Source organism: Micromonospora sp. WMMD1082 (assembly GCF_029626175.1).
Taxonomy (GTDB): Bacteria; Actinomycetota; Actinomycetes; order Mycobacteriales; family Micromonosporaceae; genus Micromonospora.
This window is the reverse complement of sequence record NZ_JARUBM010000002.1, coordinates 6,333,719-6,356,928: the sequence shown is the minus strand read 5'-3', so window position 1 is coordinate 6,356,928 and position 23,210 is coordinate 6,333,719. Positions and strand designations below refer to the sequence as shown.

The following is a 23,210-nucleotide window of genomic DNA, read 5'->3' as shown; positions in this document are numbered from 1 at the left end:
CAACTGATGATGGCGGCCGGCTGCTCGCCAACGCCGGCCACAATTGGCAGTAACGACAGCTAGAGACCCCCGACGGGCGTCGTCACGCACCGAACTGGATCGGCGGGGTGTCGTGCGGCAGCGGCTCTGTGTCGCTGGTCAGATACTGGTCGGATGGCGGAGGGACAGGGCATCGGGTCGACGCGGTGGACGATCCATGGTGAGCGGGTGGTGGATGGTAGCCGGCGGGCGCGGTTGAGTGTCGCTGATGTGGAGTTGCCGGATGGGGTGCGTTTCGAGCAGTACGTGATTCGGGCGCCTCGGTCGGCGATGGTCGCGGTGCTTGACGGACGGGAGCGGTTGTTGCTGATGCGGCGGCATCGGTTCGTGTTCGATCGGTGGGTGTGGGAGCTGCCGGGTGGCTACGTCGATGACGGGGAGCAGCCGGCGGTGTGTGCGGTGCGGGAGGTTGAGGAGGAGACCGGGTGGCGTCCGGGTGTGGTGGAGTCGCTGCTGTCGTTTCAACCGTGGGTGGCGACCGCAGACGCGGAGAATCTGCTGTTTCTCGCGCGGGAGGCGGAGCACATCGGTGCCCCGGTGGATGTGAACGAGGCTGAGCGGGTGGCCTGGATCCCGCTGGAGCAGGCGCGGCAACTTGTATCCCAGGGTGAGATCGTGGGTGCCGGTACGGTGATCGCGGTGTTGGAGCTGGTGGCGCGTAAGGCCCGGGGCGAGTTGTAGTCAGCGGCGTTGGCCAAGGGCGGCGTCGATGCGGGTGATGAAGTGTCGGACGGCTGGTCGACGGCGGTGGGCCATGAGGTCCGATTGCAGGTCGCGGACATAGCCGACGGCGCGGGCGGACTTCAGTTGCGTGGCCAGGGTGAGGGCTTGGGCGCCGATGACGCTGGCGCGGTCGGGTTCGCCGTGGCGGGCCTGGATGGTGGCCAGGAGTGCGAGGTTGAAGGTCTTGCCGCGTACGTAGCGTTCGTTCATGTGTAGGGAGCGGGCGGCGAAGCGTTCGGCTTGGCGGTGTTGGCCGAGTGCGTTGAAGCAGTGACCGAACTTGGCTGACAGGTATGCCTCGTCGAAGTAGCCGAGCCACTGCGGGTCGCCGCTGCGGTCGGCCCGGTCGAGGGCCTGTTCCGCCTGGTGCAGTGCGGTGGCGCAGGCGGGTTCGTCGTGGGCGGCGGCGTGGGCGTGGGCTTCCATGACCAGCGCCTCGGCGGTCAGCACGGTGATTCCGGCGCGGTGTGCGGTCTGCCGGGCGGCGCGGGCGAGGTCGATGCCGGTGGCGGTGTGGCCGAGGTAGGTGGCTTGGTGGCTCATCGCGGCGAGGATTTCGGCACCCAGGCCGGCGTCGGCGGCGGTGCGGGCCAGGTCGAGGGCGTGGGTGAGGTAGCGCTGGGCGAGGCCGTGTTCGGCCATGTCGTACGCCTGCCAGCCGGCGAGTTGCGTCAGCTCGGCGACGGCGGCGAGCAGCTTGCGGCCGGTTGCCGGGTCGTAGCGGCCCTCGGTCACCAGGGGCGTGACCTCGTGGTGGAGGTAGCGGGCGAGGTTGTCGCGGGCGTGGCCGCCACCGTACTGGTTGTCGAGTCGCCGGTACGTCGCGGTCATCTCCCGGATGGTGTCGATGTCGGGTTGACCGACCGTTCGGCGGCCGTCCTGTGCGACGGGTTGCGGGCTGGTGGCGGTGAACCACCGCAGGGCGGGCAGAGTGTAGGCGGCGGAGCTGAAGACGGTCTGACGAAGCATGTTTCGACGGTTCACGTCGCCTTCCCATAACTGCACGGCAGCGCGGACATCCTCCCGCCAGGAGCGGTTGGCCGGCACGTCACTCTGCCGGCCATCCCGACGATCGGCCATGTCAGGGCGACATGACCGCTGGCGCGGCGCGAGACCGAGCGTCATCCGTGACTCGTCGGGCATACCGCAGCCGTCGGCAATCCGCTCCAAGACGTCGATTGAAGTCACCTTCCGGCCGGCGACGATCCGACTGACGTAGCCCTGCTCCAGCCCGACGGCAGCCCCGATGCGGGTCTGACTCGCGCCGGTATGCCGGGCGAGCAGCCGGAACAGCGCACCGATATCGCGAGCAACCAGAGCCGCACGTATGTCCTTGTGCGACCAGAGGTCATCGGGGATCCGAAGATGATCGAGCAACACAGCGACTCCCAGCGTCGTCAGATGACTACTGATGGTGCTCAACCTGGAGCCTAGGACCGCTGTCCGGGCCGGTCGAGCCCGCCCATGTCACCGTGACATGACCAGCCGACATGGCCACGACCCTCCGTTCGACGGAATCGTCTCGGACATGCTCTTCGGTCTGCATTTGCTGATGCGGTGGCTGCTACGGCGGCCCGCACCAACGCCGCCGGGCACCGGGCGGCGGTACCAGGAAGTCGAGCAGGCGGCGGCACAGCAACGGCTGCTCGACCACGCGGCATACCTGCGGTCCCACGGCCATCACGAGCGGGCGCAGGACATGTGGGCGGACCAGCGCAGCGGACCTGAGTCGGGGCACCTCCGGTGAGCCGGACCGTGGCCGGCTCGTCCGGCCGGGCGACTCCGAACAGGCGACGCGTCTCGTACGACGGCTACCTGTCGGTCACCGCGTTGACCTTCGCCCGCCGGCATCGGCCGGTCTGGTCCTGGCAGCGCTGGCGGCGCATCTGTCGCTGCGGAGCCGACCTGCCCTGCCGCGCCCGGCACCGGATCCCAATCAACCGTGGCCACTGGCCGCAGGAGGGTCAGCAGTGACCGGCGGCCCGGAGCGAGCGATCCTCGCGGTCCACGTCCGAGGGCTCGATGGCATGTGCGTCGGCTGCCGGGCATGGTGGTCGCGGCCGACGCCGTACCCGTGCTGGCAGGTGGACTGGGCGACCAGCCGGCACGCCCACGCGAGCGTCGCCCGGTTCCTGGGCGGTGTCCGGTGACCAGCCACGGCCCGGTGCTGCCGATCTGGAGTTGCGGTGGCTGCGACCTGCCCTGGCCCTGTCCGACCCGGAGGCGGGAACTGCGGGCGGAGTACGCCGACGCGCCGGTGTCGCTGGCTCTCTACCTCGGCGCCTACCTCGTGCAGGCCGCCGAGGACATGCCCTGGACGTCGGCCGGCGCGCTGCACCGACGCTTCATCGGCTGGACCAGGCAGCCGCCGGAAGTGCAGCAACGATGCCGATCGGACCAGATCGGCACGAGCGCCACCAGCCCGGATGACCTCGGACGACACCCGGTCCGACCAGCCTGCCGACAGTTCACACCGAAGAGGTGATCACCGGGTCAAGAGACGTTCCTCAGGGACGCCTGGCGGATGGGCATGTCGGTCAGCCAGACGTCGGCCAGGTCGCTGAGGGGGACGCCGAGGGCCTGGCTGAGGCCGACGACGGTGCCGAACGCCGGTGCGGGGAGGCGGCCTGCCTCGATCTTGCGCAGCGTCTCGGGGGAGATGCCGGCCGCCAGCGCCACCTCGACGAGGCTGCGGCCGGCCCGCGCGGCCCGCAGGGCGGTGCCGAGGCGTTGGCCCGCGGCGATCTGTTCGGCGGTGAGTGGTTGGCGAACCATGGCAGCAGGATATCCCTCCGGAGCACCCCGACCTGGCGTGGTATAAAAATACCGTACAGGAGGGGGAGGTTGTCGTGATCGAACTCAAGTCCGCCGAGGAGATCGGCCGGATGGCGGTGGCCGGCCAGTTCGTCGGCGAGTTGCTCGCCGAGCTGAGCGGTGTCGCCGCGGTCGGGGTCAACCTGATGGACCTCGAACACCACGCCCGTCGCCGGATTGCCGAGCGCGGCGCCGAGTCCTGCTACTGGGACTACGCCCCCTCGTTCGGCCGGGGCCCGTTCCGCAACGTGCTGTGCCTGTCGGTCAACGATGCGGTGCTGCACGGCCTGCCGCACGACTATGTGTTGCGCGACGGCGACCTGCTCAGCCTCGACATGGCGGTTGGCATCGACGGCTGGGTCGCCGACTCCGCGCTCTCCGTTGTCGTCGGCACCCCCGACCCGGCCGACCTGAGGCTGATCGAGGCCACCGAGGCCGCGCTGGAGGCCGGCATCGCCGCGGCCCAGCCGGGCGGCCGCCTCGGCGACGTCTCCGCCGCGATCGGCGAGGTTGCCCGCTCCTACGGCTACGGCGTCAACGCCGAGTTCGGCGGCCACGGCATCGGCCGCACCATGCACGAGGCCCCGCACGTGCCCAACAACGGCCGCGCCCGCCGTGGCATGAAACTCGTCCCCGGCCTCACCATCGCCATCGAGCCCTGGTTCTGCCGCACCACCGACAAGATCGCGTTCGACAAGGACGGCTGGACGATTCGGTCCGCCGACGGCTCGCGTACCGCCCACTCCGAACACACCGTTGCCGTCACGGCTTCCGGCCCGCAGGTGCTGACCCGCCGCCCCACTCGCGGCGCCACCCCGGCCGACCCCAGTAGGAGACCCGCGGCGGCATCCTGACTCCGGACGGGGAGGGCTCGTCGGTGGGAGGCCGCCGCGTCCCTCTCCCGGATCGTCCCGCTCGTGGCCGCTGCGGGGAGCGACCGTTCGTCCGCGCCCTGCGCTGGGCGAGGAACAACCCACCCAGGACGAGGAGTACGCCGGCGACCTGCACGACCGTGAGGGTCTCCCCGCCGAGGGCGGTACCCAGGAGCACCCCCGTGACCGGGTTGAGCAGCCCGATCACGCCGATCGTGGCGGCGGGCAGGTGTCGCATCCCGGTGAACCAGCACAGGAACGCGACCGCTGTGGCGATCACGGACACGAAGGCGAACGCCAGAATCTCGACCGTCCCCAGCGCCGGTGGTGCGCCCTCGACGATTCCCGCTCCGGCGGTCAGGAGGATGCCCCCGGCGACCATCTGCCATGCCGTCACCGCGAGGAGGGGCTGCCCCTGCCCCCATCGCTTGGTCAGTATCGCCCCGAGCGACGAGCACAGCAGCGCCGTCATCGAGGCGAGCACGCCGACCGGGCGGATCTCACCATCGGGCGCACGGAGCAGCAGCAGTGCTCCGATGATGCCGACGGTCGAGCCGACCGCCGTCCCGGCGGACATCCGTTCGCGGAGGAGCAGCCATCCGAATCCGGCGAGGGTCACCGGCGCGAGCGCCATCACCGACGAGGCGATCGATGTCGGCAGCAGCTGCGCGGCCAGGTAGACCAGGGTGAAGAATGCGCCGAAGTTGAGGACGCCGAGCATCGCGGCGCGCCACCACCAGGATCCGGACGGAAGGCGGCGAGCGGCCAGGAGCAGCAGCAGGCCGGCGGGCAACGCCCGCAGGGCGCCGCCCCACAGCGGCGTGTCCGCCGGCAGGTACTCGCGCGTCACGAAGTAGGTCGCTCCCCAGGTGATGGGGGCGACCGCGGTGACGGCCAGCCACGTCCTTGTATCTTCCATGGAAGATACAATAGTTTCCGTGGAAGGTAATCTGAAGGCATGGAGCACCACGATCGCGTAGACCACATCCAGCAGCAGTGGCGGCGGGAGCGTCCCGCCATCGACGTCTCGCCTCAGGCGGTGATCGGCCGGCTGCACCGGCTGGCCGACCACCTCCGTGAGGAACTCATCGCCGGCTACCGGCAGTACGGGCTCGGCGAGGGGGAGTTCGACGTGCTGGCGACCCTGCGACGCGCGGGTGATCCCTACCAACTCGCCCCCGGCGAACTCGCCGCGCACACGATGGTGACGACCGGCGCGATCTCCAAGCGCCTCGACCGGCTCGAGGCAGCCGGGCTGGTGTGGCGCGGTGCCAGCGACCGCGACGGCCGTGGCCGCATCGTGGGTCTGACGGACGCCGGGCGTACGCTCATCGACACGGCCTTCGAGGCGCACATGCGTAACGAGCACCGCCTGCTGGCCCCGCTCACCCCGGCCCAGCGCACCCAGCTCGCCGACCTTCTCAAGCAGTGGCTGCACGCACTCGGGCGCAGCTGATCGGTGTCGACCGCACCCAGGGTTCAGTGGGCCGCGACGGGCAGCGCCTCCGGTTCCAGCACGGCGAGCTGGCCGGGCCGCACCACGAGGAGCAGTACGACCAGCGCCGCGGCCATGCCGCCGGCGATCACCAGGGCCATCGCCACGGCGCCGGTGCCGAGCACGCCCACCAGCGGGGCGGCCAGTGCCCCGATGCCGAACTGCACCGCGCCGAGCAGGGCGGAGGCCGTGCCGGCGGCCTCCCCGTGCCGGCTCAGGGCCAGGGCGGGAGCGTTCGGCAGCGCCAGGCCGGCCGTGGCGAGCACCACCCAGAGCGCGGCGAGCAGCGCCGGCAGCCCACCGATACCGGTCGCGGCGAAGCTGAGCAGCACCAGGCTGGCGGCAGAACCGACGAGCAGGGCGGTCACCAGGATCCGCTGCGGGGAGTAGCGGCGCAGCAGGCGTACGTTGCCCTGGGTCGCCGCGATCAGGCCGACCGCCCCGGCGCCGAAGGCCAGCCCGAACTGCTGCTCGTCGAGCCCGTACTGCCCCTGCAGGACGAACGAGGAGCCGCCGACGTAGGCGAACAGCGCCGCCATGGCCAGCCCGGCCACCAGCACCAGCCCGACGAAGGCGCGGTCGCGCAGCAGGGAGCCGTAGAGCCGGATCGTGGGCAGCACCCCGCCGCGCTGGCGCCGCAGCGGCGGCAGCGTCTCGGGCAGGCCCAGCATGGCGATCAGCAACAGCAGTACGCCGAAGACGGCCAGCGCCGCGAACACGCCCCGCCACTGCGTCCACCGCAGCAGCTCGCTGCCGAGCGTCGGCGCGAGGATCGGGGCGGCTCCCATCACCAGCAGCAGTCGGGAGAGCAGCCGGGCGAAGGCCGCGCCGCTGAACAGGTCGCGTACCACGGCCATGGCGATCACGGCCGCGGCCGCCGCGCCCAGACCCTGGACGACCCGCAGCGCGCCGAGCACCTCGATGCTCGGGGCGAGCGCGCAGCACACGGAGGCCACGATGTGCAGCGCGGTGCCGGCGATCAGCGGCGCCCGCCGGCCGACGGCGTCCGACAGCGGGCCGATCAGCAACTGCCCCAGGGCGAGCCCGATCAGCGTGCCGGTGAGGGTCAGCTGGACCGCCGCCGAGCTGGTGGCGAAGTCGTCGACGATCGAGGGCAGCGCCGGAAGATACATGTCGATGGTCAGCGGGCCCACCGCGATCAGCGAGCCGAGGACGAGGATGAGCCGTAGCCGCTGGCGAGGGCTCATCAGGTCGCCCGGCATCAGCGCGGCCGGCGTTGCCGTGGCGGTCATCCGCCCACCCCCGGCCGGTCCGGGTGCGCGTGGGGCAGTGGTGCGATGGTCATATCTTGCTCCAAACCCTCAACCGGTGTGCTGATTCCCGGTCCACGTATAGGTAACGCAGCTCACAGCTCCGGTCGGACGCCGGCCGACGATCAGGTCGGCGGGGCTTGTGTCCCTCTTTTCCTATAGGGATACTAGGCAATATGAGGAGTCGGGAATGACAGCGATCTCCGCGGCGCCGGCCAGCGGCACCCGTCCGCCTTCGGACGACCTCCGGTCGCTCAGGGTGGTGCCGGCCCGGCATCCGTGGCGCTGGGTGGCGAGCGCGGTGGCCGCGGTGCTGCTGGCGATGTTGCTGAACGCGCTGGTCACCAACCCGGCCTGGGAATGGCACGTGGTCAGCCAGTACCTCTTCTACGAGACGGTGCTGCGCGCGGTCGGGGTGACCCTGCAACTGACCGCCCTGGGGATCGTGCTCGGCTTCGCGCTCGGCACGGTCCTGGCGCTGATGCGGCTCTCCCAGAGCCCGCTGCTCCAAGCCGTCTCCTGGGGTTACGTCTGGCTCTTCCGCTCCGTACCGCTGATCCTGCAACTGCTGTTCTGGTTCAACCTCGCGCTGCTCTACGACCGCATCTCGTTCGGCATCCCGTTCGGGCCGGCGTTCTTCGACATCGGCACCCAGGACCTGATCGGGCCGCTGACCGCGGCGGCGCTCGGCCTCGCGCTGCACCAGGCGGCGTACTGCGCGGAGATCGTGCGCTCCGGGTTCCTCTCGGTCGACCAGGGGCAGCTGGAGGCGGCGACGGCGCTCGGCATCCCCCGGCGCCGCCAGATCCGGCGCATCCTGCTGCCCCAGGCGATGCGGACCATCATCCCGACCGCCGGCAACGAGATCATCGGCCTGGTCAAGGGCACGTCGGTGGTCTACATCATGGCCATCCCGGAGCTGTTCTACCAGGTCCAGATCATCTACGCGCGCAACGGTCGGGTGATCGCCCTGCTGCTCGTGGCCGCGATCTGGTATCTCGCCCTGACCACCGTGCTCTCGATCATCCAGTACTACGTCGAGCGCTACTACGCGCGTGGCGCGGTGCGGGTCCTGCCCCTCACGCCGTGGCAGCGGGTACGCCGGGTGTTGGGCACCCTTGCGGAGGCTCGCCGGCAGCGACAGGCCGAGCGCGCCCAGCTCGCCGCCGCCCTCGACCAGGAGTCCGGACGATGAGCCGGACGATGGTGGAGGTACGCGGCATCCACAAGAGCTTCGGCCCGCTGGAGGTGCTGCGCGGCGTCGACCTGGAGGTGCGGGCCGGTCAGGTGGTCGTCATCCTCGGGCCCTCGGGCTCCGGCAAGTCGACGCTGCTGCGCAGCATCAACCACCTGGAGAAGGTGAACCGGGGATACGTACGCATCGACGGCGAGTTGGTCGGCTACCGCCACGCCGGCGGCCGGCTGCGCGAGCTGAAGGAGCGGGAGGTGCTCCGGCAGCGTACGCACATCGGCTTCGTGTTCCAGAACTTCAACCTCTTCCCGCACCTGACGGTGCTGGAGAACGTCATGGAGGCGCCGATCTCGGCGCAGGGCCGGCGGCGACGCGACGTGGCGGAGTCGGCGGCCCGACTGCTGGACCGGGTCGGCCTCGCGGAGAAGTCGCAGAGCTACCCGCGCCAGCTCTCCGGCGGCCAGCAGCAGCGGGTCGCCATCGCCCGGGCGCTCGCCCTGGAGCCGAAGGTCGTGCTCTTCGACGAGCCGACCTCGGCCCTGGACCCGGAGCTGGTCGGCGAGGTCCTCGACGTGATGCGGGACCTCGCCCGGGGCGGCACCACCATGATCGTCGTCACCCACGAGATCGGCTTCGCCCGCGAGGCCGCCGACACGGTCGTGTTCATGGACGACGGCCGCATCGTCGAGCAGGGCCCGCCCCGGCAGGTCCTGGACGACCCGCAGCACGAGCGCACCCGCGCCTTCCTCGCCAAGGTCCTCTGAACCATCCGTCGCAACCCTCCGAGTAAAGGAGCACCCCATGCCCCGATGGCGCCACGGCGTCCTGCTGTCCCTGGCCGGCGTACTGGTACTGGCCGCCTGCGGCACCCCGGACGCCGAACGGGCGGTCCCCGTCGACCCGTCCGCGGACGGCGGCGGCCAGGTGATCAACACCAGCCCGGACCAGCCGCGGATCCGGGCCGACAAGGTCGAGGCCATCGCCGCCAAGGTGCCCGAGGCCGTCCGTGCCGACGGCAAGCTCGCGGTCGGCGTCAGCGGCGAGGGCTCGCCACCGCTGGCGTTCCGCGCCGACGACGACCGTACGCTGATCGGCGTCGAACCGGACATCGCCCAGCTCGTCGCCGACGTGCTCGGCCTGGAACTGGACCTGCAACCCACCTCCTGGGAGAACCTCTTCCTGGTCATCCGGTCCGGCCAGAACGAGGTGGGCTTCTCCAACATCACGGTGACCGAGGAACGCAAGGACATCTACGACTTCGCCTCCTACCGGGTCGACTCGCTCGGCTGGGAGGTGAAGAAGGACGGCGAGATCGACAAGATCGAGAAGCCGGCCGACATCGCCGGGCTCACCGTCTCGGTCGGCTCGGGCACCAACCAGGAACAGGTGCTGCTGCGCTGGAACGAGCAGAACAAGGCGGCCGGGCTGGAGGAGGCGAAGATCGTCTACTACCAGCGCCCGACCGAGTACCAGCTGGCGCTGCGCTCCGGGCGGATCGACGCCTACTTCGGGCCGAACCCGGCGCTGGTCTACCACGCCACGGTCAGCGGTGAGACCAAGGTGGTCGGCGTGGTGCCGGGCGGCGGCGAGGTGCCGGCCCAGATCGCCGCGATGACCAAGAAGGACAATAACCTGGTCCCGGCGCTCAGTGAGGCGCTCAACACCGTCATCCAGAGCGGGAAGTACCAGGAGGTGCTGGACCGGTGGGGGTTGGGCGACGAGGCGATCCCGACCTCCGAGGTCAACCCACCCGGGCTGCCGCGAACCTGAGCCGGAGGCACCGTGACACACATCCTGGACAACCCGGTGTGGGCGGCACTCACCGGCCCGCACACCCACCTGGCCGAGGTCAACGGGGAGGCGGCCCGCTACCAGCCGGACGTCGCGCCGTTCACCACCCTGGCCGCCGACCACCACGCGCGGGCCTGGGACGACCTCGCCGCGCTGGTCGGCCCCGGCACGGTGGTGGCGGTGGCCGGGACGAACAGCAACCCGCCGGCCGGCTGGGATGTGGTGGAGCGGATCACGGGCGTGCAGATGGTCGCCACCGCGCTGCGGGTCGCCACCGATCCGGAGGCGGTCCGGCTGCGCCCGTCCGACGTGCCGGAGATGCTCGACCTGGTGGCCCGCACCGAGCCGGGACCGTTCCGGCAGCGCACCATCGAACTCGGCACCTACCTGGGCATCCGGATCGGCGGCAAGCTCGTCGCGATGGCGGGCGAACGCCTGCACCCGCCGGGCTGGACCGAGATCAGCGCGGTCTGCACCGACCCGGCGTACCGGCGGTTGGGTCTCGGGTCGCGGCTGGTGCGCGCGGTGGCCGCCGGCATCCGGGAGCGCGGTGAGACACCGTTCCTGCACGCGGCGGCGGACAACACCCGCGCCATCCGGCTCTACCGTTCGCTCGGGTTCAGCCTGCGCCGCCACACCATGTTCAACGCGTACCGCACGCCCGACCTGGCACCCGTCCTGGCCGACAGCGCCGCGGGTAGCTGATACCACCGTCCCCGCAGCTCGGTGCTGGTGGTGGAGCCGGCGGGGACGGCCGGAAGGGAGGGGGCCGCCGGGCCGGGGCCGGCGACCCCCTCCCGCGCCACCGCTGCCCGCCGCGGACTCCCGGGTCGGCGCGGTCACACCATCCAACCTATCGGCCTAGGATGATCTAGGGGTGGTGGCGCCGGTCACGAGCCGCTGACACCTCACCCGTCCGGCTGCGACGATCACCGGCGTGGAGAACGCCAGCATCCGCGCCGTGTGCGGCGCCGTGGTGCGCGACGCGGCGGGTCGGGTCCTGCTGATGCGCCGCAGCGGGGAGGGCACCTGGGGAGTGCCCGGCGGCGGGGTGGAAGCCGGCGAGAGCTGGGAGCAGGCCACCGTGCGGGAAGTCCGGGAGGAGACCGGCTGGGAGGTCAGCCTGTACGGCCTGCTCGGCGTCTACAGCGATCCCGCCAGCCAGCTGTACCGGCGCCCGGACGGCCGGCTCCTGCACCTGCTCGGCGTGGTGTTCCTCGGTGCACCCGTGCGCCGGGTCGGCGAGCCGGACGGTGAGGCGTCCGAGTTGGGCTGGTTCGCCCTCGATCGGCTGCCGGAGCCGGTCTTCGCCCCGGACGTACCCGTGCTCCGCGACGCCGCCCGCCACGACGGGCGCCCATTCATCGGGTAGGGCCCGCACCGACGTCCCTGGCCGGCCGACCGCCCACGACGGCCCGGCGGCCTCGCCGTCCTTCGGGTCGCGGCGGGCAGATCACCAGGTCACCGCTTGGCCCGCCGAGTCACCGGGACGGTAGGCCGAGGCGCTCCAGTATCTCCCGCAGGCGGTGTCGCCCGCCCATCGACTCCGGCCCGCCGAGCCGGGCGAGCACCCGGTCGCTCCAGGCGCCCGGCAGCCCGTACCGGGTGTGGTACGCGCCGAGTCGTTTGTCGTAGGTGGCGATGTGCGGGTCCGCCGCGTCGGCGTCGTACCGCTCCCGATGCAGGACGGCGTCGAGCGGCAGCCGCGGTTTGACACCGGCCCGCTCGGTGGGGTCCGGTGTGCCGACGGCCAGCCCGAACGTGGCCACCGCGTGGGGCGGCAGCGCCAGCTCGGCGGCGACCTCCTCGGGGCGGTTACGGATCGCGCCGACGAACACGGTGCCCAGGCCGAGCGACTCCGCGGCCAGCACGGCGTTCTGGGCCGCCAGCGCGGTGTCGACGAAGCCGATGATGGTCGTCTCCAGATAGTCGACGGCGGCGAGCGGTGCCCCGGCGCGGTCGGCCAGCCGCCGGGCCCGGCCGAGGTCGGCGATCCAGACCAGGAACAGCGGGGCCTGCGCGATGAAGGTCTGGTTGCCGGCGAGCGCGGCCAGCCGGGCCCTGCGGGCGGGATCGCGTACCGCCACGACGCTCCAGGGCTGGAGGTTGGACGAGGTGGGTGCGGACTGCGCCGCCGCGATCAGCGCGGTCAGCTCGTCGTCGGTGACCGCACGGGGTCCGAACCGGCGCACCGAACGGTGGGCGAGCTGCTGGCGGATGACGTCGGTGGCCACGCCGAGCGTCGCGGCGGGGTCGCCGTAGCGGGCGGCGACGGACGACAGGTCGGGACCGCCGTCGCCATCGGCCGTCTCCGTCGACGCGGGTGCGGGCGCCGCCGGGCGGGGCGTCTGCGTCCGGCGGGGGAGCGGCAGCCCGAGCCGGCCGCGCAGCGTCGGATGGGCGTACTCCGTCTGGAACAGGCCACGTCGCTGCAGGATCGGCACCGTCAGCCGGGCGAAGTTCTCCAGGTCGACGGCGGTGTCGGCCGGCATCACCGTGAAGCCGTCCGCGGTGCCCGCCGCGTACCAGGACTCCAGGTCGTCGGCGACCTGCTCGGCCGACCCGACGAGCAGCCGGTGCCCGGATCCGCCGGCACCGCGCTGGATCAGCTCGCGTGGCGTACGCGGGCCGGCGGCGATCAGCGCGCGGGTGGACGTACTGAAGCCCGTGGAGAAGGCGTCGCCGGGAATGACGTCGGGAAGATCGTCGACGGTGATCGGGTCGTCCGGGCCGAAGCGGCCCTCGGGTAGCCCCAGGTTGCGGGTGAGGGCGGTGGTCAGCCGCGCGATCGGCAGGGTGGCGTAGAGCTGCTGTTCCCGGTGTCGGGCCTCCTCTTCGGTCGCGGCCACGAGCACCACCACGCCGAGGGAGACCTTGACGTCGTCGGGGTGCCGCCCGGCGGCCGTGGCGCGTCGCCGGATGTCGTCGCGGAACGCGATCGCCGTGGGCCGGGTCTGCGCCACGGTGAACACGACGTCGGCGAAGGTGCCGGCGAGGGTGAGCCCGCCCGGCGAGCCACCGGCCTGGACGATGACCGGCCGGCCCTGTGGTCCGGCCGGCACGGGGAGCGGCCCGGCCACCGAGAAGAACTCGCCGACGTGGTCGATCCGGTGGATCCGCGCCGGGTCGGCGTACCGGCCGCTGGTCTTGTCGGCGACGATCGCGTCGGGCTCCCAGCCGTCCCAGAGGCGGGTGACCACGTCGAGGAACTCGTACGCCCGGCGGTAGCGGGTCTGCTTGTCGGGGTGTGCGGTCAGGCCGAAGTTGGCGGCGGCGGCGGGCGTGCCGGTGGTGACGATGTTGACGGCCGCCCGACCCCGGGTGACGTGATCGAGGGCCTGGAAGCGCCGGGCCAGGTTGTACGGCGAGTTGTACGTCGTCGAGCTGGTGATGACGACACCGAGGTTCGTGGTGTGGGCCGCGAGGTGGCCCAGGAGCACGAGCGGGTCGAGACCGGTGCCCGGCGCGTCCTCGATCTCACCGCGCAACGCGGGGCCGTCCCCCAGGAAGATCGCGTCGATCTTCGCGTCCTCGGCGATCCGGGCCAGCCGCCGGAAGTGCGCGATGTCCAGGTAGGCCAGCGGGTCGGCGGGTGGCAGTCGCCAGGCGTGCCGGAAGTGGCCCGGCGTCATCAGCGAGAGGTTGAGGTGGAATCCGGTCATGGTGTCCCTCGGGATGCGGTGAGGTGGGCCGGGGAGTGGTGGGCCGGGCGCCAGCCGAGCCGGGGTGCCAGGTCCTGCGCTGCGGCGGCGAGCAGCCGCAGATGTTCGGCGAGGTCGGGTACCCCCGGGACGAAGCTCACCAGCAGGTCGGTGGCGTGCCGCAGCGCCGGGTCGGTGGCCAGCTGCGCCGCGATCGCCTCGGGCGGCCCGAGCAGCGCGCCGTCGGCGGCCAGGTACTCCTCGACGTCGAGGCCCGCGACGTCGCGCCGGGCGGACAGCCAGCTCTGCCAGCGGCGGACGCCGGGGGTGACCAGCCGGACGGCCTGCGTACGGTCGGGGTGTGGGTAGGCGGCCCGGGAGACCTGCACCCGGGGCGGGTGGTCGGGGTCGCGCCACGCCGCGCGGTAGGCGGCGATCCAGTCGGCCTGGTGCCGCTGCGCCTCCGTACGGTGCTGCCGCGCCAGCCGGTGGCGCGGGAGAGTTGCAGCCCGTCGCCGGCGCGGCCGGCGGCGGCCGCCGCCGCGACTGCCCGTTCCGGATCGCTGGTGGTGGCCTGCCAGAGCCGTCGCCGTAGCCCGTCGGCCGGTGGGTGGAGCACCTCGCCGAGGCTGTTGAGCGGGGCGGCGTCCAGCACCTGGTGCAGCCGGGTCACCGCGACGTCGAAGAGCCGGTGTCGGTCGGCCAGGTCCTTCCCGAACGCCTCCCAGGCGCCCGGGAACGGGCCCGAGCCGACGCCGAGTTCGAGCCGGCCGCCGCTGAGGGCGTCGAGGGTGGCCGCGTCCTCGGCGACCTTGAGGGGATCCTCCAGCGGGAGGACGAGCACACCGGTGCCCAACCCGATGCGGGTGGTGTGCTCGGCGATCGCGGCGAGCACCACCAGCGGGGCGGAGACGTGCTCGCGGCCCTGCCGGAAGTGCCGTTGGATGGCCCACCCGGAGTCGTAGCCCAGTTCCTCCGCGGCCACGAACACCTCGACGGCCTCCCGGTAGGCCCGCGCCGGCGGTGCGTCGCCGTCCAGGTGCAGGAGGAAGCCCAGGCGGAACGGGCGTCCGTCCGCGACGCCGGCGCCGATCGGTGCAGCCAGGTCGGTCATCTCAGAGCTTCAACCCCGTCCCGTGTACGCCGTGCTCGTCGATGAGCGCCAGCTCCTGCTCGGTCAGCGGCGGGAAGTCGAGCGCCTTGACGTTGTGGTCCAGTTGCCAGGTGGAGCTGGCGCCGATCAGGGCGGAGGTCACCTGGGGCTGTCGCAGGACCCACTGCAACGCCAGCTGCGCCAGGGACTGGCCGCGTTGCTCGGCGATCTGGTGGAGTGCGCCGGCCCGCTGCCGGTAGGTGTCGTCGATGACGTCGGGTAGCAGGAAGGTGCTGTTGCGGGCCCGGGCGCCGTCCGGGATGCCGTCGAGGTACTTGTCGGTGAGCAGGCCCTGCGCCAGCGGCGAGTAGACGACCAGACCGAAGCCCTCCTCGGCGGCCAGCTTGAGCAGGCCGTCGAGTTCGGGGCGACGGTCGAAGATGGAGTAGCGCGGCTGGTGGACCAGCAGCGGTACGCCCGCCTGGCGCAGCAGTGCGGCGATCTCCTGCGCGCGCTCGGTGGCGTAGTTGGAGATCCCCACGTAGAGCGCCTTGCCCTGCTGCACCGCGCTGGCCAGGGCGCCCACCGTCTCCTCCAGCGGCGTGGTGAGGTCGGGGCTGTGGCTGTAGAAGATGTCGACGTAGTCGGTGCCCAGGTCACGCAGGCTGTGCTCCAGCGAGGTGAGCAGCGACTTGCGGGAGCCGCCCCGGAGGTAGGGGCTCGGGCCGATCGGGTTACCGGCCTTGGTGGACAGGATCAACTCGTCCCGGTAGGGGGCCAGGTCCCGACGGAGCACCTCCCCGAAGAACTGCTGCGCGGCCCGGTGGGGTGGGCCGTAGCGGTCGGCGTTGTCGAAGTGGGTGATGCCGAGGTCGAAGGCGTGCAGCACGATGTCCCGCTGGGTGTGGAACGGGTAGTCGGTGCCGAACTTCTGCCACAGACCGAAGGAGAAGGCGGGCAGGTCGAGCCCGGAGTCGCCGGCCCGGCGGTACTCAAGCCGCTGGTAGCGGTCCTCGGCGGCGGCGTAGGTCTGCGCGAAGGCGCCATAGCTCATGGGTGTCTTCCTCCGGGGCTCTCAGGTGTCGGTCGGATGGGTGCGGCGCAGCGCGGCGGGCGTCAGGGACGGGGTGTCCCGGCCGGTGTCGCGCTCGATGAAGTGGGTGCCCGGGTCGACGATCTCGTCGATCCGGTCGAGGAGGTGTGTGTCGAGTTCGACGGTGGCCGCCTTGAGGTAGCCCTCCAGGTGGTCGAGGGTGCGGGGGCCGATGATGACGCTGCTGACGGCCGGATGGTGGAGCGCGAACGCGACGGCCAGGTCGACCAGGGTCAGGCCGTGTTCCTCGGCGAGCCGGGCCAGGGCGTCGGCGGCGGCCAGCTTGCGGTGGTTGCGGTCGAGGTTGATGTCGAACCGGCCGGGAATGAGGTCGGCGCGGGCGGAGGCCGGCTGCTCGCCGCCGATACGGTACTTCCCGGAGAGCCAGCCGGCGGCCAGCGGGCCGTAACTGAGGACGCCGACGCCGTACTTCCGGGCGACGGGGAAGACCTCCCGCTCGGCGCTGCGGACGAGCAGGGAATACGGTAGCTGCTCGGTGTGCGGGGCGATGAGCCCGTGCTTCTCGGCCAGCCAGTGTGCCTCGACGAGCTGGTGGGCGGGGAAGACGGAGGTGCCGTAGTAGCGGATCTTGCCCTGGCGGACCAGGCCGTCGAGGGTCTGCAGCGTCTCCAGCAGGTCGGTCCGCGGATCCGGCCGGTGCGCCTGGTAGAGGTCGAGGTGGTCGGTGCCGAGCCGGCGCAGGCTGTCCTCCACCGCCCGGGTGATCCAGCGGCGCGAGTTGCCCGCGTGCTGGGGGTTGTCGCCGAGCTGGCCGTGGAACTTGGTGGCCAGGAAGACGTCGTCGCGGCGTCCCGTGATCGCCTTGGCGATGATCTCCTCGGAGCTGCCCTGGCTGTAGACGTCGGCGGTGTCGACGGCGGTGATGCCGGCGTCGAGGGCGGCCTGGATGATCCGGATGCTCTCGCCCTCCTCCTGCCACCGGCCGAAGTTCATCGTGCCGAGCGTTAGCGGGGTGACCAGGACGCCGGTGCGGCCCAGGACGCGGTCTGCCTTGATGGTCATCAGCTTCCTTCTTCCCTCAGAAGAGACCCGTGGTCGGCGGTTCCTCGCCGACCAGGTGGTACGCCCCGGCCACCGAAGCCTTCCACTGTCGCGGGTTGTGGTTGGCGACCGTACGGGCGTTGCGCCAGTGCCGGTCGAAGCCGAGATCGCGGCTGGTGATCGAGCCACCGGCGACGTCGAAGAGCAGCTCGGCGGCGCGCAGCGCGGACTCGATGGCGAGCACGCCGGTCTGGGCCACGGTGACTGCGGCCTCGGCACCGGCGGCCCGCGCCGACCGGCCGGTCAGTCCCCGCACACTCTCCAGCACGTCGGCGGCGAACAGCACCACCGACCGGGCGGCCTGGGCGCGGGCGGCGATCTCGCCCACGGTGATGCGGACGTACGGGTCGTCGCTGCTGCGGTCCGCCGTGCTGTGCTTGATCGGCCGGGCCTTCTCGCGGACGAACCGGACCGCGTCGTCGAGCGTCGCGGCGGCGATGCCCGCCTCGACCGCGGCCAGGTAGAGCTGGGCGAAGGAGCCGAGCCACGGATTGGCCAGCCGGGTGTTGTCCCGCACCACGACCTCGTCGGGGGAGACCCGCACGTTGATCAGCCGGGTGGTGCCGCTGGCGGTCAGCCGCTGGCCGACGGCGTCGAAGTCGTCGAGCCGCTGCACGCCCTCGCGGTCCACCGGCACGGTGAACCCGAACAGGGTGCCGTGCTCGTCCTTGGCGGAGCCGGAGAACCAGGAGGCGTAGAGCCCGCCCGTCGAGTAGTACTTCTCGCCGTTGACGACGTACCCGTCGCCGTCGCGGCGGATGGTGGTGGTGACGGACCCGTTGGCCCCGCCGGTGCGTTCGTTGGCGGTGCCGGCGAACAGGTCACCGTCGCGTAGCCGCCGCAGGGTCACCGCCCGGTGGGGCAGGTCGGGGCGGGTCGCCACCTGGTGGGCGGTGAGGAAGCTGCCACGCAGCGCCTGGGCCACGTTGGAGTCGGCCCGGGCGATGGCGATGACCAGGTCGGCCGTGTCCCGTACGGTGCCGCCCGCACCGCCGTCGGCGTGGGCGATACCGGTCAGCGTGATGCGCTGCTCGGCCAGCGCCCGCACGTCGTCGAACGCGTAGTCCCGGGCCTGCTCGCGGGCGGCGGCACTGGCCTGCAGGCGGGCCAGGATCGGCCGGATGGCGGCGCGGATGCCGTCGACGGTGTGACCGGCGGCGGGCACGGGGGTCGTGGCGGCGGTGTCGGCTGTGGCGGTGTCGGTCGTGGCGGTGTCGGCCGTGGCGGTGCCGACCAGCCCGGCGGTCATGCCAGCACCGCCGCGACCTCGGGCAGGCCCACCGCGGCCCGCAGCGTGGGCGGTGACGGGCGGTGCTCCGTCAGTTGGGGCACCACCGCCCGCAGCGCGGCGACCACCGTCCCCGTGCCGCCCCTGGCGACCAGCTCGACGCCGTCGAGCTGGTGCTCGGCGGCCCAGGCGCGCAGCTCGTCGCCGAAGGCCGTGGCGCTCGGGTCGTACCCGGCCAGCTCGGCGCGGCCGAGCAGCGCGACGTCCGGTCGGGAGCGGCCGGCGCGGTGCAGGGCGTCGGTCAGCGCGGCGTGGGCGCCGGCGGCCCGCCACCGGTCGACCACGACGATGTCCGCGGACTCCGCGATCGCCGCCACGTCGAGGGTGCCCAGGTCGGCGACGACGACCGGCCGGCCCTGCCGGGAGGAGGGCCCGTCCAGCGGGCCGGCGACCCGGTAGTAGACGCCCTCGTGGTGGATCGGCGCGACCAGTGCCGTGTCGACGACGATGCCGGCCTGCTGGTCGCCGACGAGCGCGGCCCGCGGAAACGACTCCCACAGCCGGGTCAGCACCCGGGCGTACTCCGCCCAGCGGCCGCTGGGGTCCGCCGCGTCCGGGTCCGGTGCGGTCGCCGTACTCACCTCGTCGCCCTGGCCGGGGTGCAGGGCGATGCCGGCGCGACCGGCCGTGGCCCGGTCGAGGGAGAGGACGCGGCGGGCGACGTTGTACGGCGCGTGGCGGGTGGTCGGGATCTCGGCGACATATCCGACGCCGCCGTGGACCCCGGCCAGGTAGGCGGCCACCACGGTCGGGTCGAGGGTGCGCCCGGGCGGCCCGCTGTCGACGAGCCGGATCGCCGCGACACCGACCTGTTCGGCGGCGGCCGCGATGGTGCGCGCCCCGGCCAGGGAGACCACCGCCGGGCCGTCGACCCGGTGCGGGTCCGGTACCCCGACCGCGAGGGCGAGTTGGATGGCTGTACTCATGGATCGATTACCTCCAGGTGCGCGTTGGGTGGCGCGGTGGGGTGGCCGGGCTCACCGGGCGGGGGCGACGGCGCGGGGCGGATGCGCCCCGGTCGACGCCGCGGGCAGGGCGAGCCCGAGGTGCTCGCGCAGGGTCCGTCCGTCGTACTCGGTCCGGAACAGGCCGCGGCGCTGTAGCTCGGGAACCACGTGGTCGGCGAAGTCGTCGAAGCCCGACGGCAGCACGTCGGGCATCACGTTGAAGCCATCGGCGGCGCCGGCCCGGAACCAGGTTTCGATGTCGTCGGCGATCTGCTCCGGCGTGCCGACGACGATGCGGTGCCCGCCACCGCCGGAGAGCTTCTTCAGCAGCTGGCCCAGGGTCGGCCGTTCGTCGTCGATGATCGCCTTGACGATGCGGTAGAAGGTCTGCGAGCCACCGGCGTGGTCCGGGTCGACGAGCAGTTCGGCGGGGATCGGTTCGTCGTCGCGCAGCCCGTCGAGGGAGATCCCGAGCTGGCCGGCGAGCCGGCTGCGGGCGTACGCGTCGGGCAGGATCTCGTCCAGCAGGTCCCGCCGGGCGCGGGCCTCGGCCTCGGTGCTGCCCACCACCGTGGAGATGCCGGGCAGGATCACGACGTCCTCCCGGCGGCGCCCGAACGCGGTGGCGCCGTCGCGGATCTCCGCCCGGAAGGCCCGGGCATGGTCGAGATCCTGGTCGGCGGAGAAGATGACCTCGCCGACCTGGGCGGCCAGCCGGCGCCCGTCGCGGGAGCCGCCGGCCTGGACCACCACCGGGCGACCCTGCGGGGAGGCGAGGTCGGTACGCCCCGCCCAGCTGGCGATCACGTGCGCGGCGAACTCGGCGGCCCGCCGGTAACGCAGTTCGTGGTCGGGTTCGCCGGCGCGGCCGAAGTTGCGGGCGGCCACCGGCCCGGCGGTGGTCACCACGTTCCAGCCGAACCGGCCCCCGCTGACGTAGTCGAGGTCGCCGAGGCGGCGGGCCAGCTCGACGGGGTCGTTGTAGGACGACGACAGCGTCCCGATCAGGCCGATCCGCTCGGTCTGCGCGGCGATGCGGGCCAGCACGGTGCTGGGTTCGAGGTTGTTGCCGGTGCGGTGCGCGATGCTCGGGTCGAGCAGCGGGCTGTCCGCCAGGAAGACGGCGTCGAGTCGGGCCTGCTCGGCCCTCTTCGCGATCGAGGTGTAGTGCTCGATCGTGTAGCTGGCGGTGGCGTCGGTGCCCGGGAAGCGCCACGAGCCACCGAAGACGCCCGCGTTGAGGATGTTGACGTTGAGGTGCAGTCGACGGGACATGGGCTTCTCCTAGCGGGCGTCGGTAGCGGCGAGCCGGGTGCCCGGGATCGCCGCCAGTAGCTGTCGGGTGTAGTCGTGCCCCGGGGTGCGGAACACCTGTGCGACCGGGCCGGTCTCGACCACCGCCCCGTCCTTCATCACCGTGACGTCGTCGGCGATCAGGCGGACGACGCCGAGGTCGTGGGTGACGAAGACGTAGCTGAGCCCCAGCTCGGCCTGCAGGTCGACCAGCAATTGCAGGATCTGTGCCTGCACCGACACGTCGAGCGCGCTCACCGCCTCGTCGAGCACCAGGATCCGGGGATTGAGGGCGATGGCCCGCGCGATGGCCACCCGTTGCCGCTGGCCGCCGGAGAGCTGGCTCGGCAGCCGGTCCAGGTAGCTCTCGTCCAGTGCCACCGCCGTCAGCAGCTCGACCACCCGGGCCGTACGCTGCCGCCGGCCGGGCACCAGCCGGAAGGCGTCCAGGGGCTCGGCGATGATCCGGCTCACCGGGAACCGTGGGTCGAGCGAGGTGAACGGGTTCTGGAAGACGAACTGCAGGTCCCGGCGCAGCTCCCGCAGTTGCGCGCGGCGCAGCCCGGTCAGCTCGCGGTCGCCGATGTGGACCGTGCCGCTGTCGGCGGTGGTGAAGCCGACCAGGATGCTCGCCAGCGTGGACTTCCCGGCACCGGATTCACCGACGATCGCATGCGTGGTGCCTTCGCGCAGCACCAGGTCGGCGGCGTCCAGTGCGCGCAGCTCACGCCGCTGCCCCCGGCCACGCAGCCGGTAGGTCTTGGTGAGCGCGTGCGCCCGCAGCATCGCCGGCGCGGTGGCCGGGACCGACCGTACGCCGGAGGTCGGTGCGAGCCGGCCGGTGTGCCGGGTGGGGGCCGCGTCGAGCAGCCGGCGGGTGTAGTCGTTGGTGGGGTTGGCCAGCACCCGGCGTACGGTGCCGTGCTCGACGATCTCGCCGTGCTGCATGACCAGGATCCGGTCGGAGCGGTCCAGCGCGACGCCGAGGTCGTGGGTGACCAGCAGGATGCCGATGCCGAGGTCGTCGCGCAGCCGCATCAGGTGGTCGAGGATGACCTTCTGGACGGTGATGTCGAGGGCGCTGGTGGGTTCGTCGGCCAGGATGATCTTCGGTTGGCCGGCCAGCGCGATCGCGATGAGGGCGCGCTGCTTCATGCCGCCGCTGAGTTCGTGCGGGTACTGCTGGAACACCCGCTCGGCGTCGGTGAGACCCGCGGTGCGCAGGCTCTCCAGCGCGGCGTCGCGGTGGCGTGCCGCGCCGGCCGTCCGGGGTTCGTTGAACCGGACCGCCTCGATCACCTGCTGTCCGATCTTCTTGACCGGGTTGAGGGAGGTGTTGGGGTCCTGCGGGATGAATCCCACGTAGTTGCCGCGGACCAGGGCCATCCGCCGGTCGTTCCAGCCGGTGACGTCGACGCCGGAGTAGGCGATCGAGCCGGACCGGATCCGCGCCGCGGCGGGCAGCAGCCCGAGGGCGCCCTGGACCAGGGTGGTCTTGCCCGAGCCGGATTCCCCCACGAGGGAGACGAACTCACCCGGTTCCACGTGCAGGCTGACGCCCCGGACGGCGGCGCTCCACCGGCGGCGTCCGGTCCGGTAGTCGATCGTGACATCGGCGATGCGCAGCAGCGGGTCCGGCGTCGCCTCGGGCGCGGTGGCGATGGTGGTCACCGGCGGTGTCCCTTCCGGAAGGAGGTGCTGATGCGGTGGGCGGCGATGACGACGATCGCGAGTGCCGCACCGGGCAGGATCGAGGTCCACGGGTGGACCGCGACGTAGTCGCGGCCCTCGGCGACCAGCAGACCCCACTCCGGCTGCGGCGGTGGGGCGCCGTAGCCGAGGAAGCCGAGCGAGGCCACGGCGAGCACGGCCGTGCCGACCTCCAGCGCGGCCAGCGCGATCACCGAGCTGAGCGAGTTGGGTACGACGTGCCGGAGCAGCACGCCCAACCGGCCGACTCCGAGGCCATACGCCGCCCTGACGTAGTCCTGGGTCGTCACCGTGAGCACCTCGGCCCGCATCACCCGCGCGAACGACGCGATGGAGGAGATCCCGACGGCCAGGGCGATGTTGTGCGTGGTGTATCCGAGGACCGACACCACCACCATCGCGAGCAGCAGGCTGGGGATGGCGAGGAACACGTCGACCACCCGCATGATGGCGGTGTCGACGACGCCCTTGGCGAAGCCGGAGACCAGCCCGACCACCGTGCCGATGCCGAAGGCGATGAGCACGGCCAGCAGGGTCGCGGTGAGGGTGGTCCGCGCGCCGTAGACGCTGCGGGCGAAGAGGTCCCGGCCCAGCCGGTCGGTGCCGAACCAGTGCTCGACGCTCGGTGGCGCGAAGCTCGCGGTGGTGTCGCCCTCGTACGGGCTGTAGGAGGTGAACAGCTGCGGGGCGATGGCCCAGCCGATCACGACCAGCACGATGATCCAGGCGACCAGGAGGGTCGGCTGCTGGGCGAGTTCACCGATGCGCCGGGCGGCTGCCCGGACGGTGGCCGCCCGGTTGCCGGCCACGACCAGGGGCGGCGCACCCACCGGTGCGGTGGCCGGCGGGCGGGGCGGTGCGAGGGTGTCGAGTTCGGTGGTCATCG

General features: G+C 72.2%; 24 protein-coding genes and 1 pseudogene. 11 read left to right on the top strand and 14 right to left on the bottom strand.

Going from position 1 to position 23,210, the window contains the following annotated elements:
- Positions 1-153: 153 nt before the first annotated feature.
- Entirely contained in the window at positions 154-720 is a 567-nt protein-coding gene (locus O7615_RS29430) for an NUDIX hydrolase (protein ID WP_278181040.1), read from the top strand.
- Here the strand turns inward: O7615_RS29430 and O7615_RS29425 are convergent, their stop codons facing one another.
- On the bottom strand, positions 721-2,142 hold the full coding sequence (locus tag O7615_RS29425) for a helix-turn-helix transcriptional regulator (protein ID WP_278181039.1): 1,422 nt from the start codon (positions 2,140-2,142) through the stop codon (positions 721-723).
- 97 nt (positions 2,143-2,239) lie between these two features.
- Between O7615_RS29425 and O7615_RS29420 the strand changes: the two genes are divergently transcribed.
- From O7615_RS29420 to O7615_RS29405, 3 genes and pseudogenes are all read left to right on the top strand, one after another.
- Positions 2,240-2,509 (top strand): hypothetical protein, encoded by a 270-nt coding sequence (locus O7615_RS29420; RefSeq protein WP_278181038.1) that lies wholly within the window; start codon positions 2,240-2,242, stop codon positions 2,507-2,509.
- 55 nt (positions 2,510-2,564) lie between these two features.
- A pseudogene (locus tag O7615_RS34360) lies at positions 2,565-2,912 on the top strand (hypothetical protein); the annotation flags it as partial.
- A complete protein-coding gene (locus tag O7615_RS29405; RefSeq protein WP_278181035.1) occupies positions 2,909-3,247 on the top strand; it encodes a hypothetical protein in 339 nt (112 codons plus the stop codon). The pseudogene O7615_RS34360 and the gene O7615_RS29405, both read left to right, overlap by 4 nt.
- A gap of 8 nt (positions 3,248-3,255) precedes the next feature.
- On the opposite strand, the gene O7615_RS29400 is transcribed toward O7615_RS29405, so the two are convergent.
- On the bottom strand, positions 3,256-3,537 hold the full coding sequence (locus O7615_RS29400; RefSeq protein WP_278181034.1) for a helix-turn-helix transcriptional regulator: 282 nt from the start codon (positions 3,535-3,537) through the stop codon (positions 3,256-3,258).
- A 74-nt stretch (positions 3,538-3,611) separates the two neighbouring features.
- Here O7615_RS29400 and map point away from each other — a divergent pair, with 74 nt between their 5' ends.
- On the top strand, positions 3,612-4,430 hold the full coding sequence (gene map, locus O7615_RS29395; protein ID WP_278181032.1) for a type I methionyl aminopeptidase: 819 nt from the start codon (positions 3,612-3,614) through the stop codon (positions 4,428-4,430).
- On the opposite strand, the gene O7615_RS29390 is transcribed toward map, so the two are convergent.
- A complete protein-coding gene (locus O7615_RS29390; protein WP_278181031.1) occupies positions 4,339-5,367 on the bottom strand; it encodes an EamA family transporter in 1,029 nt (342 codons plus the stop codon). The genes map and O7615_RS29390 overlap by 92 nt on opposite strands.
- A gap of 39 nt (positions 5,368-5,406) precedes the next feature.
- Here O7615_RS29390 and O7615_RS29385 point away from each other — a divergent pair, with 39 nt between their 5' ends.
- The gene (locus tag O7615_RS29385) at positions 5,407-5,904 is read left to right on the top strand and encodes a MarR family transcriptional regulator (protein ID WP_278181030.1); all 498 of its coding nucleotides are present in this window, start codon (positions 5,407-5,409) and stop codon (positions 5,902-5,904) included.
- 23 nt (positions 5,905-5,927) lie between these two features.
- Here O7615_RS29385 and O7615_RS29380 read toward each other — a convergent pair whose 3' ends face one another.
- Positions 5,928-7,196 (bottom strand): multidrug effflux MFS transporter, encoded by a 1,269-nt coding sequence (locus O7615_RS29380; protein WP_278181029.1) that lies wholly within the window; start codon positions 7,194-7,196, stop codon positions 5,928-5,930.
- Between the two features lie 208 nt (positions 7,197-7,404).
- Between O7615_RS29380 and O7615_RS29375 the strand changes: the two genes are divergently transcribed.
- The 5 genes from O7615_RS29375 to O7615_RS29355 all read left to right on the top strand — a co-directional run bounded on the left by O7615_RS29375 (position 7,405) and on the right by O7615_RS29355 (position 11,569).
- Positions 7,405-8,409 carry an amino acid ABC transporter permease gene (locus O7615_RS29375; RefSeq protein ID WP_278181028.1) on the top strand — a complete coding sequence of 335 codons (1,005 nt, stop codon included), beginning with the start codon at positions 7,405-7,407 and terminating at the stop codon, positions 8,407-8,409.
- A complete protein-coding gene (locus O7615_RS29370; protein ID WP_278181027.1) occupies positions 8,406-9,170 on the top strand; it encodes an amino acid ABC transporter ATP-binding protein in 765 nt (254 codons plus the stop codon). Before O7615_RS29375 ends, O7615_RS29370 begins: the two co-directional genes overlap by 4 nt.
- A gap of 37 nt (positions 9,171-9,207) precedes the next feature.
- Positions 9,208-10,176, top strand: a complete 969-nt coding sequence (locus O7615_RS29365; RefSeq protein ID WP_278181026.1) for an ABC transporter substrate-binding protein — start codon at positions 9,208-9,210, stop codon at positions 10,174-10,176.
- A gap of 12 nt (positions 10,177-10,188) precedes the next feature.
- Positions 10,189-10,902 carry a GNAT family N-acetyltransferase gene (locus O7615_RS29360; RefSeq protein WP_347405106.1) on the top strand — a complete coding sequence of 238 codons (714 nt, stop codon included), beginning with the start codon at positions 10,189-10,191 and terminating at the stop codon, positions 10,900-10,902.
- Between the two features lie 232 nt (positions 10,903-11,134).
- Positions 11,135-11,569 carry an NUDIX domain-containing protein gene (locus tag O7615_RS29355; RefSeq protein WP_278181025.1) on the top strand — a complete coding sequence of 145 codons (435 nt, stop codon included), beginning with the start codon at positions 11,135-11,137 and terminating at the stop codon, positions 11,567-11,569.
- Between the two features lie 109 nt (positions 11,570-11,678).
- Here O7615_RS29355 and O7615_RS29350 read toward each other — a convergent pair whose 3' ends face one another.
- Genes O7615_RS29350 through O7615_RS29305 form a run of 10 tightly spaced genes read right to left on the bottom strand, consistent with a single transcriptional unit; the run spans position 11,679 to position 23,208 of the window.
- Complete coding sequence (locus O7615_RS29350; protein ID WP_278181024.1) at positions 11,679-13,859, bottom strand: NtaA/DmoA family FMN-dependent monooxygenase; 2,181 nt, start codon at positions 13,857-13,859, stop codon at positions 11,679-11,681.
- Positions 13,856-13,999: a hypothetical protein gene (locus tag O7615_RS29345; RefSeq protein WP_278181023.1), complete on the bottom strand. Its 144-nt coding sequence runs from the start codon at positions 13,997-13,999 to the stop codon at positions 13,856-13,858. The genes O7615_RS29350 and O7615_RS29345 overlap by 4 nt, the downstream gene beginning before the upstream one ends.
- Positions 13,996-14,952: an LLM class flavin-dependent oxidoreductase gene (locus O7615_RS29340; RefSeq protein WP_278181022.1), complete on the bottom strand. Its 957-nt coding sequence runs from the start codon at positions 14,950-14,952 to the stop codon at positions 13,996-13,998. Before O7615_RS29340 ends, O7615_RS29345 begins: the two co-directional genes overlap by 4 nt.
- A 1-nt stretch (position 14,953) precedes the next feature.
- Complete coding sequence (locus O7615_RS29335) at positions 14,954-15,985, bottom strand: aldo/keto reductase (protein WP_278181021.1); 1,032 nt, start codon at positions 15,983-15,985, stop codon at positions 14,954-14,956.
- A gap of 21 nt (positions 15,986-16,006) precedes the next feature.
- The gene (locus O7615_RS29330; RefSeq protein ID WP_278181020.1) at positions 16,007-17,047 is read right to left on the bottom strand and encodes an aldo/keto reductase; all 1,041 of its coding nucleotides are present in this window, start codon (positions 17,045-17,047) and stop codon (positions 16,007-16,009) included.
- A 16-nt stretch (positions 17,048-17,063) separates the two neighbouring features.
- The gene (locus O7615_RS29325; RefSeq protein WP_278181019.1) at positions 17,064-18,335 is read right to left on the bottom strand and encodes an acyl-CoA dehydrogenase family protein; all 1,272 of its coding nucleotides are present in this window, start codon (positions 18,333-18,335) and stop codon (positions 17,064-17,066) included.
- The gene (locus O7615_RS29320) at positions 18,332-19,300 is read right to left on the bottom strand and encodes an LLM class flavin-dependent oxidoreductase (protein ID WP_278181018.1); all 969 of its coding nucleotides are present in this window, start codon (positions 19,298-19,300) and stop codon (positions 18,332-18,334) included. The genes O7615_RS29325 and O7615_RS29320 overlap by 4 nt, the downstream gene beginning before the upstream one ends.
- Before the next feature lie 51 nt (positions 19,301-19,351).
- A complete protein-coding gene (locus O7615_RS29315) occupies positions 19,352-20,596 on the bottom strand; it encodes an LLM class flavin-dependent oxidoreductase (protein WP_278181017.1) in 1,245 nt (414 codons plus the stop codon).
- Between the two features lie 9 nt (positions 20,597-20,605).
- Complete coding sequence (locus O7615_RS29310) at positions 20,606-22,285, bottom strand: ABC transporter ATP-binding protein (RefSeq protein WP_278181016.1); 1,680 nt, start codon at positions 22,283-22,285, stop codon at positions 20,606-20,608.
- On the bottom strand, positions 22,282-23,208 hold the full coding sequence (locus O7615_RS29305; RefSeq protein ID WP_278181015.1) for an ABC transporter permease: 927 nt from the start codon (positions 23,206-23,208) through the stop codon (positions 22,282-22,284). The genes O7615_RS29310 and O7615_RS29305 overlap by 4 nt, the downstream gene beginning before the upstream one ends.
- Between the last annotated feature and the right edge of the window lie 2 nt (positions 23,209-23,210).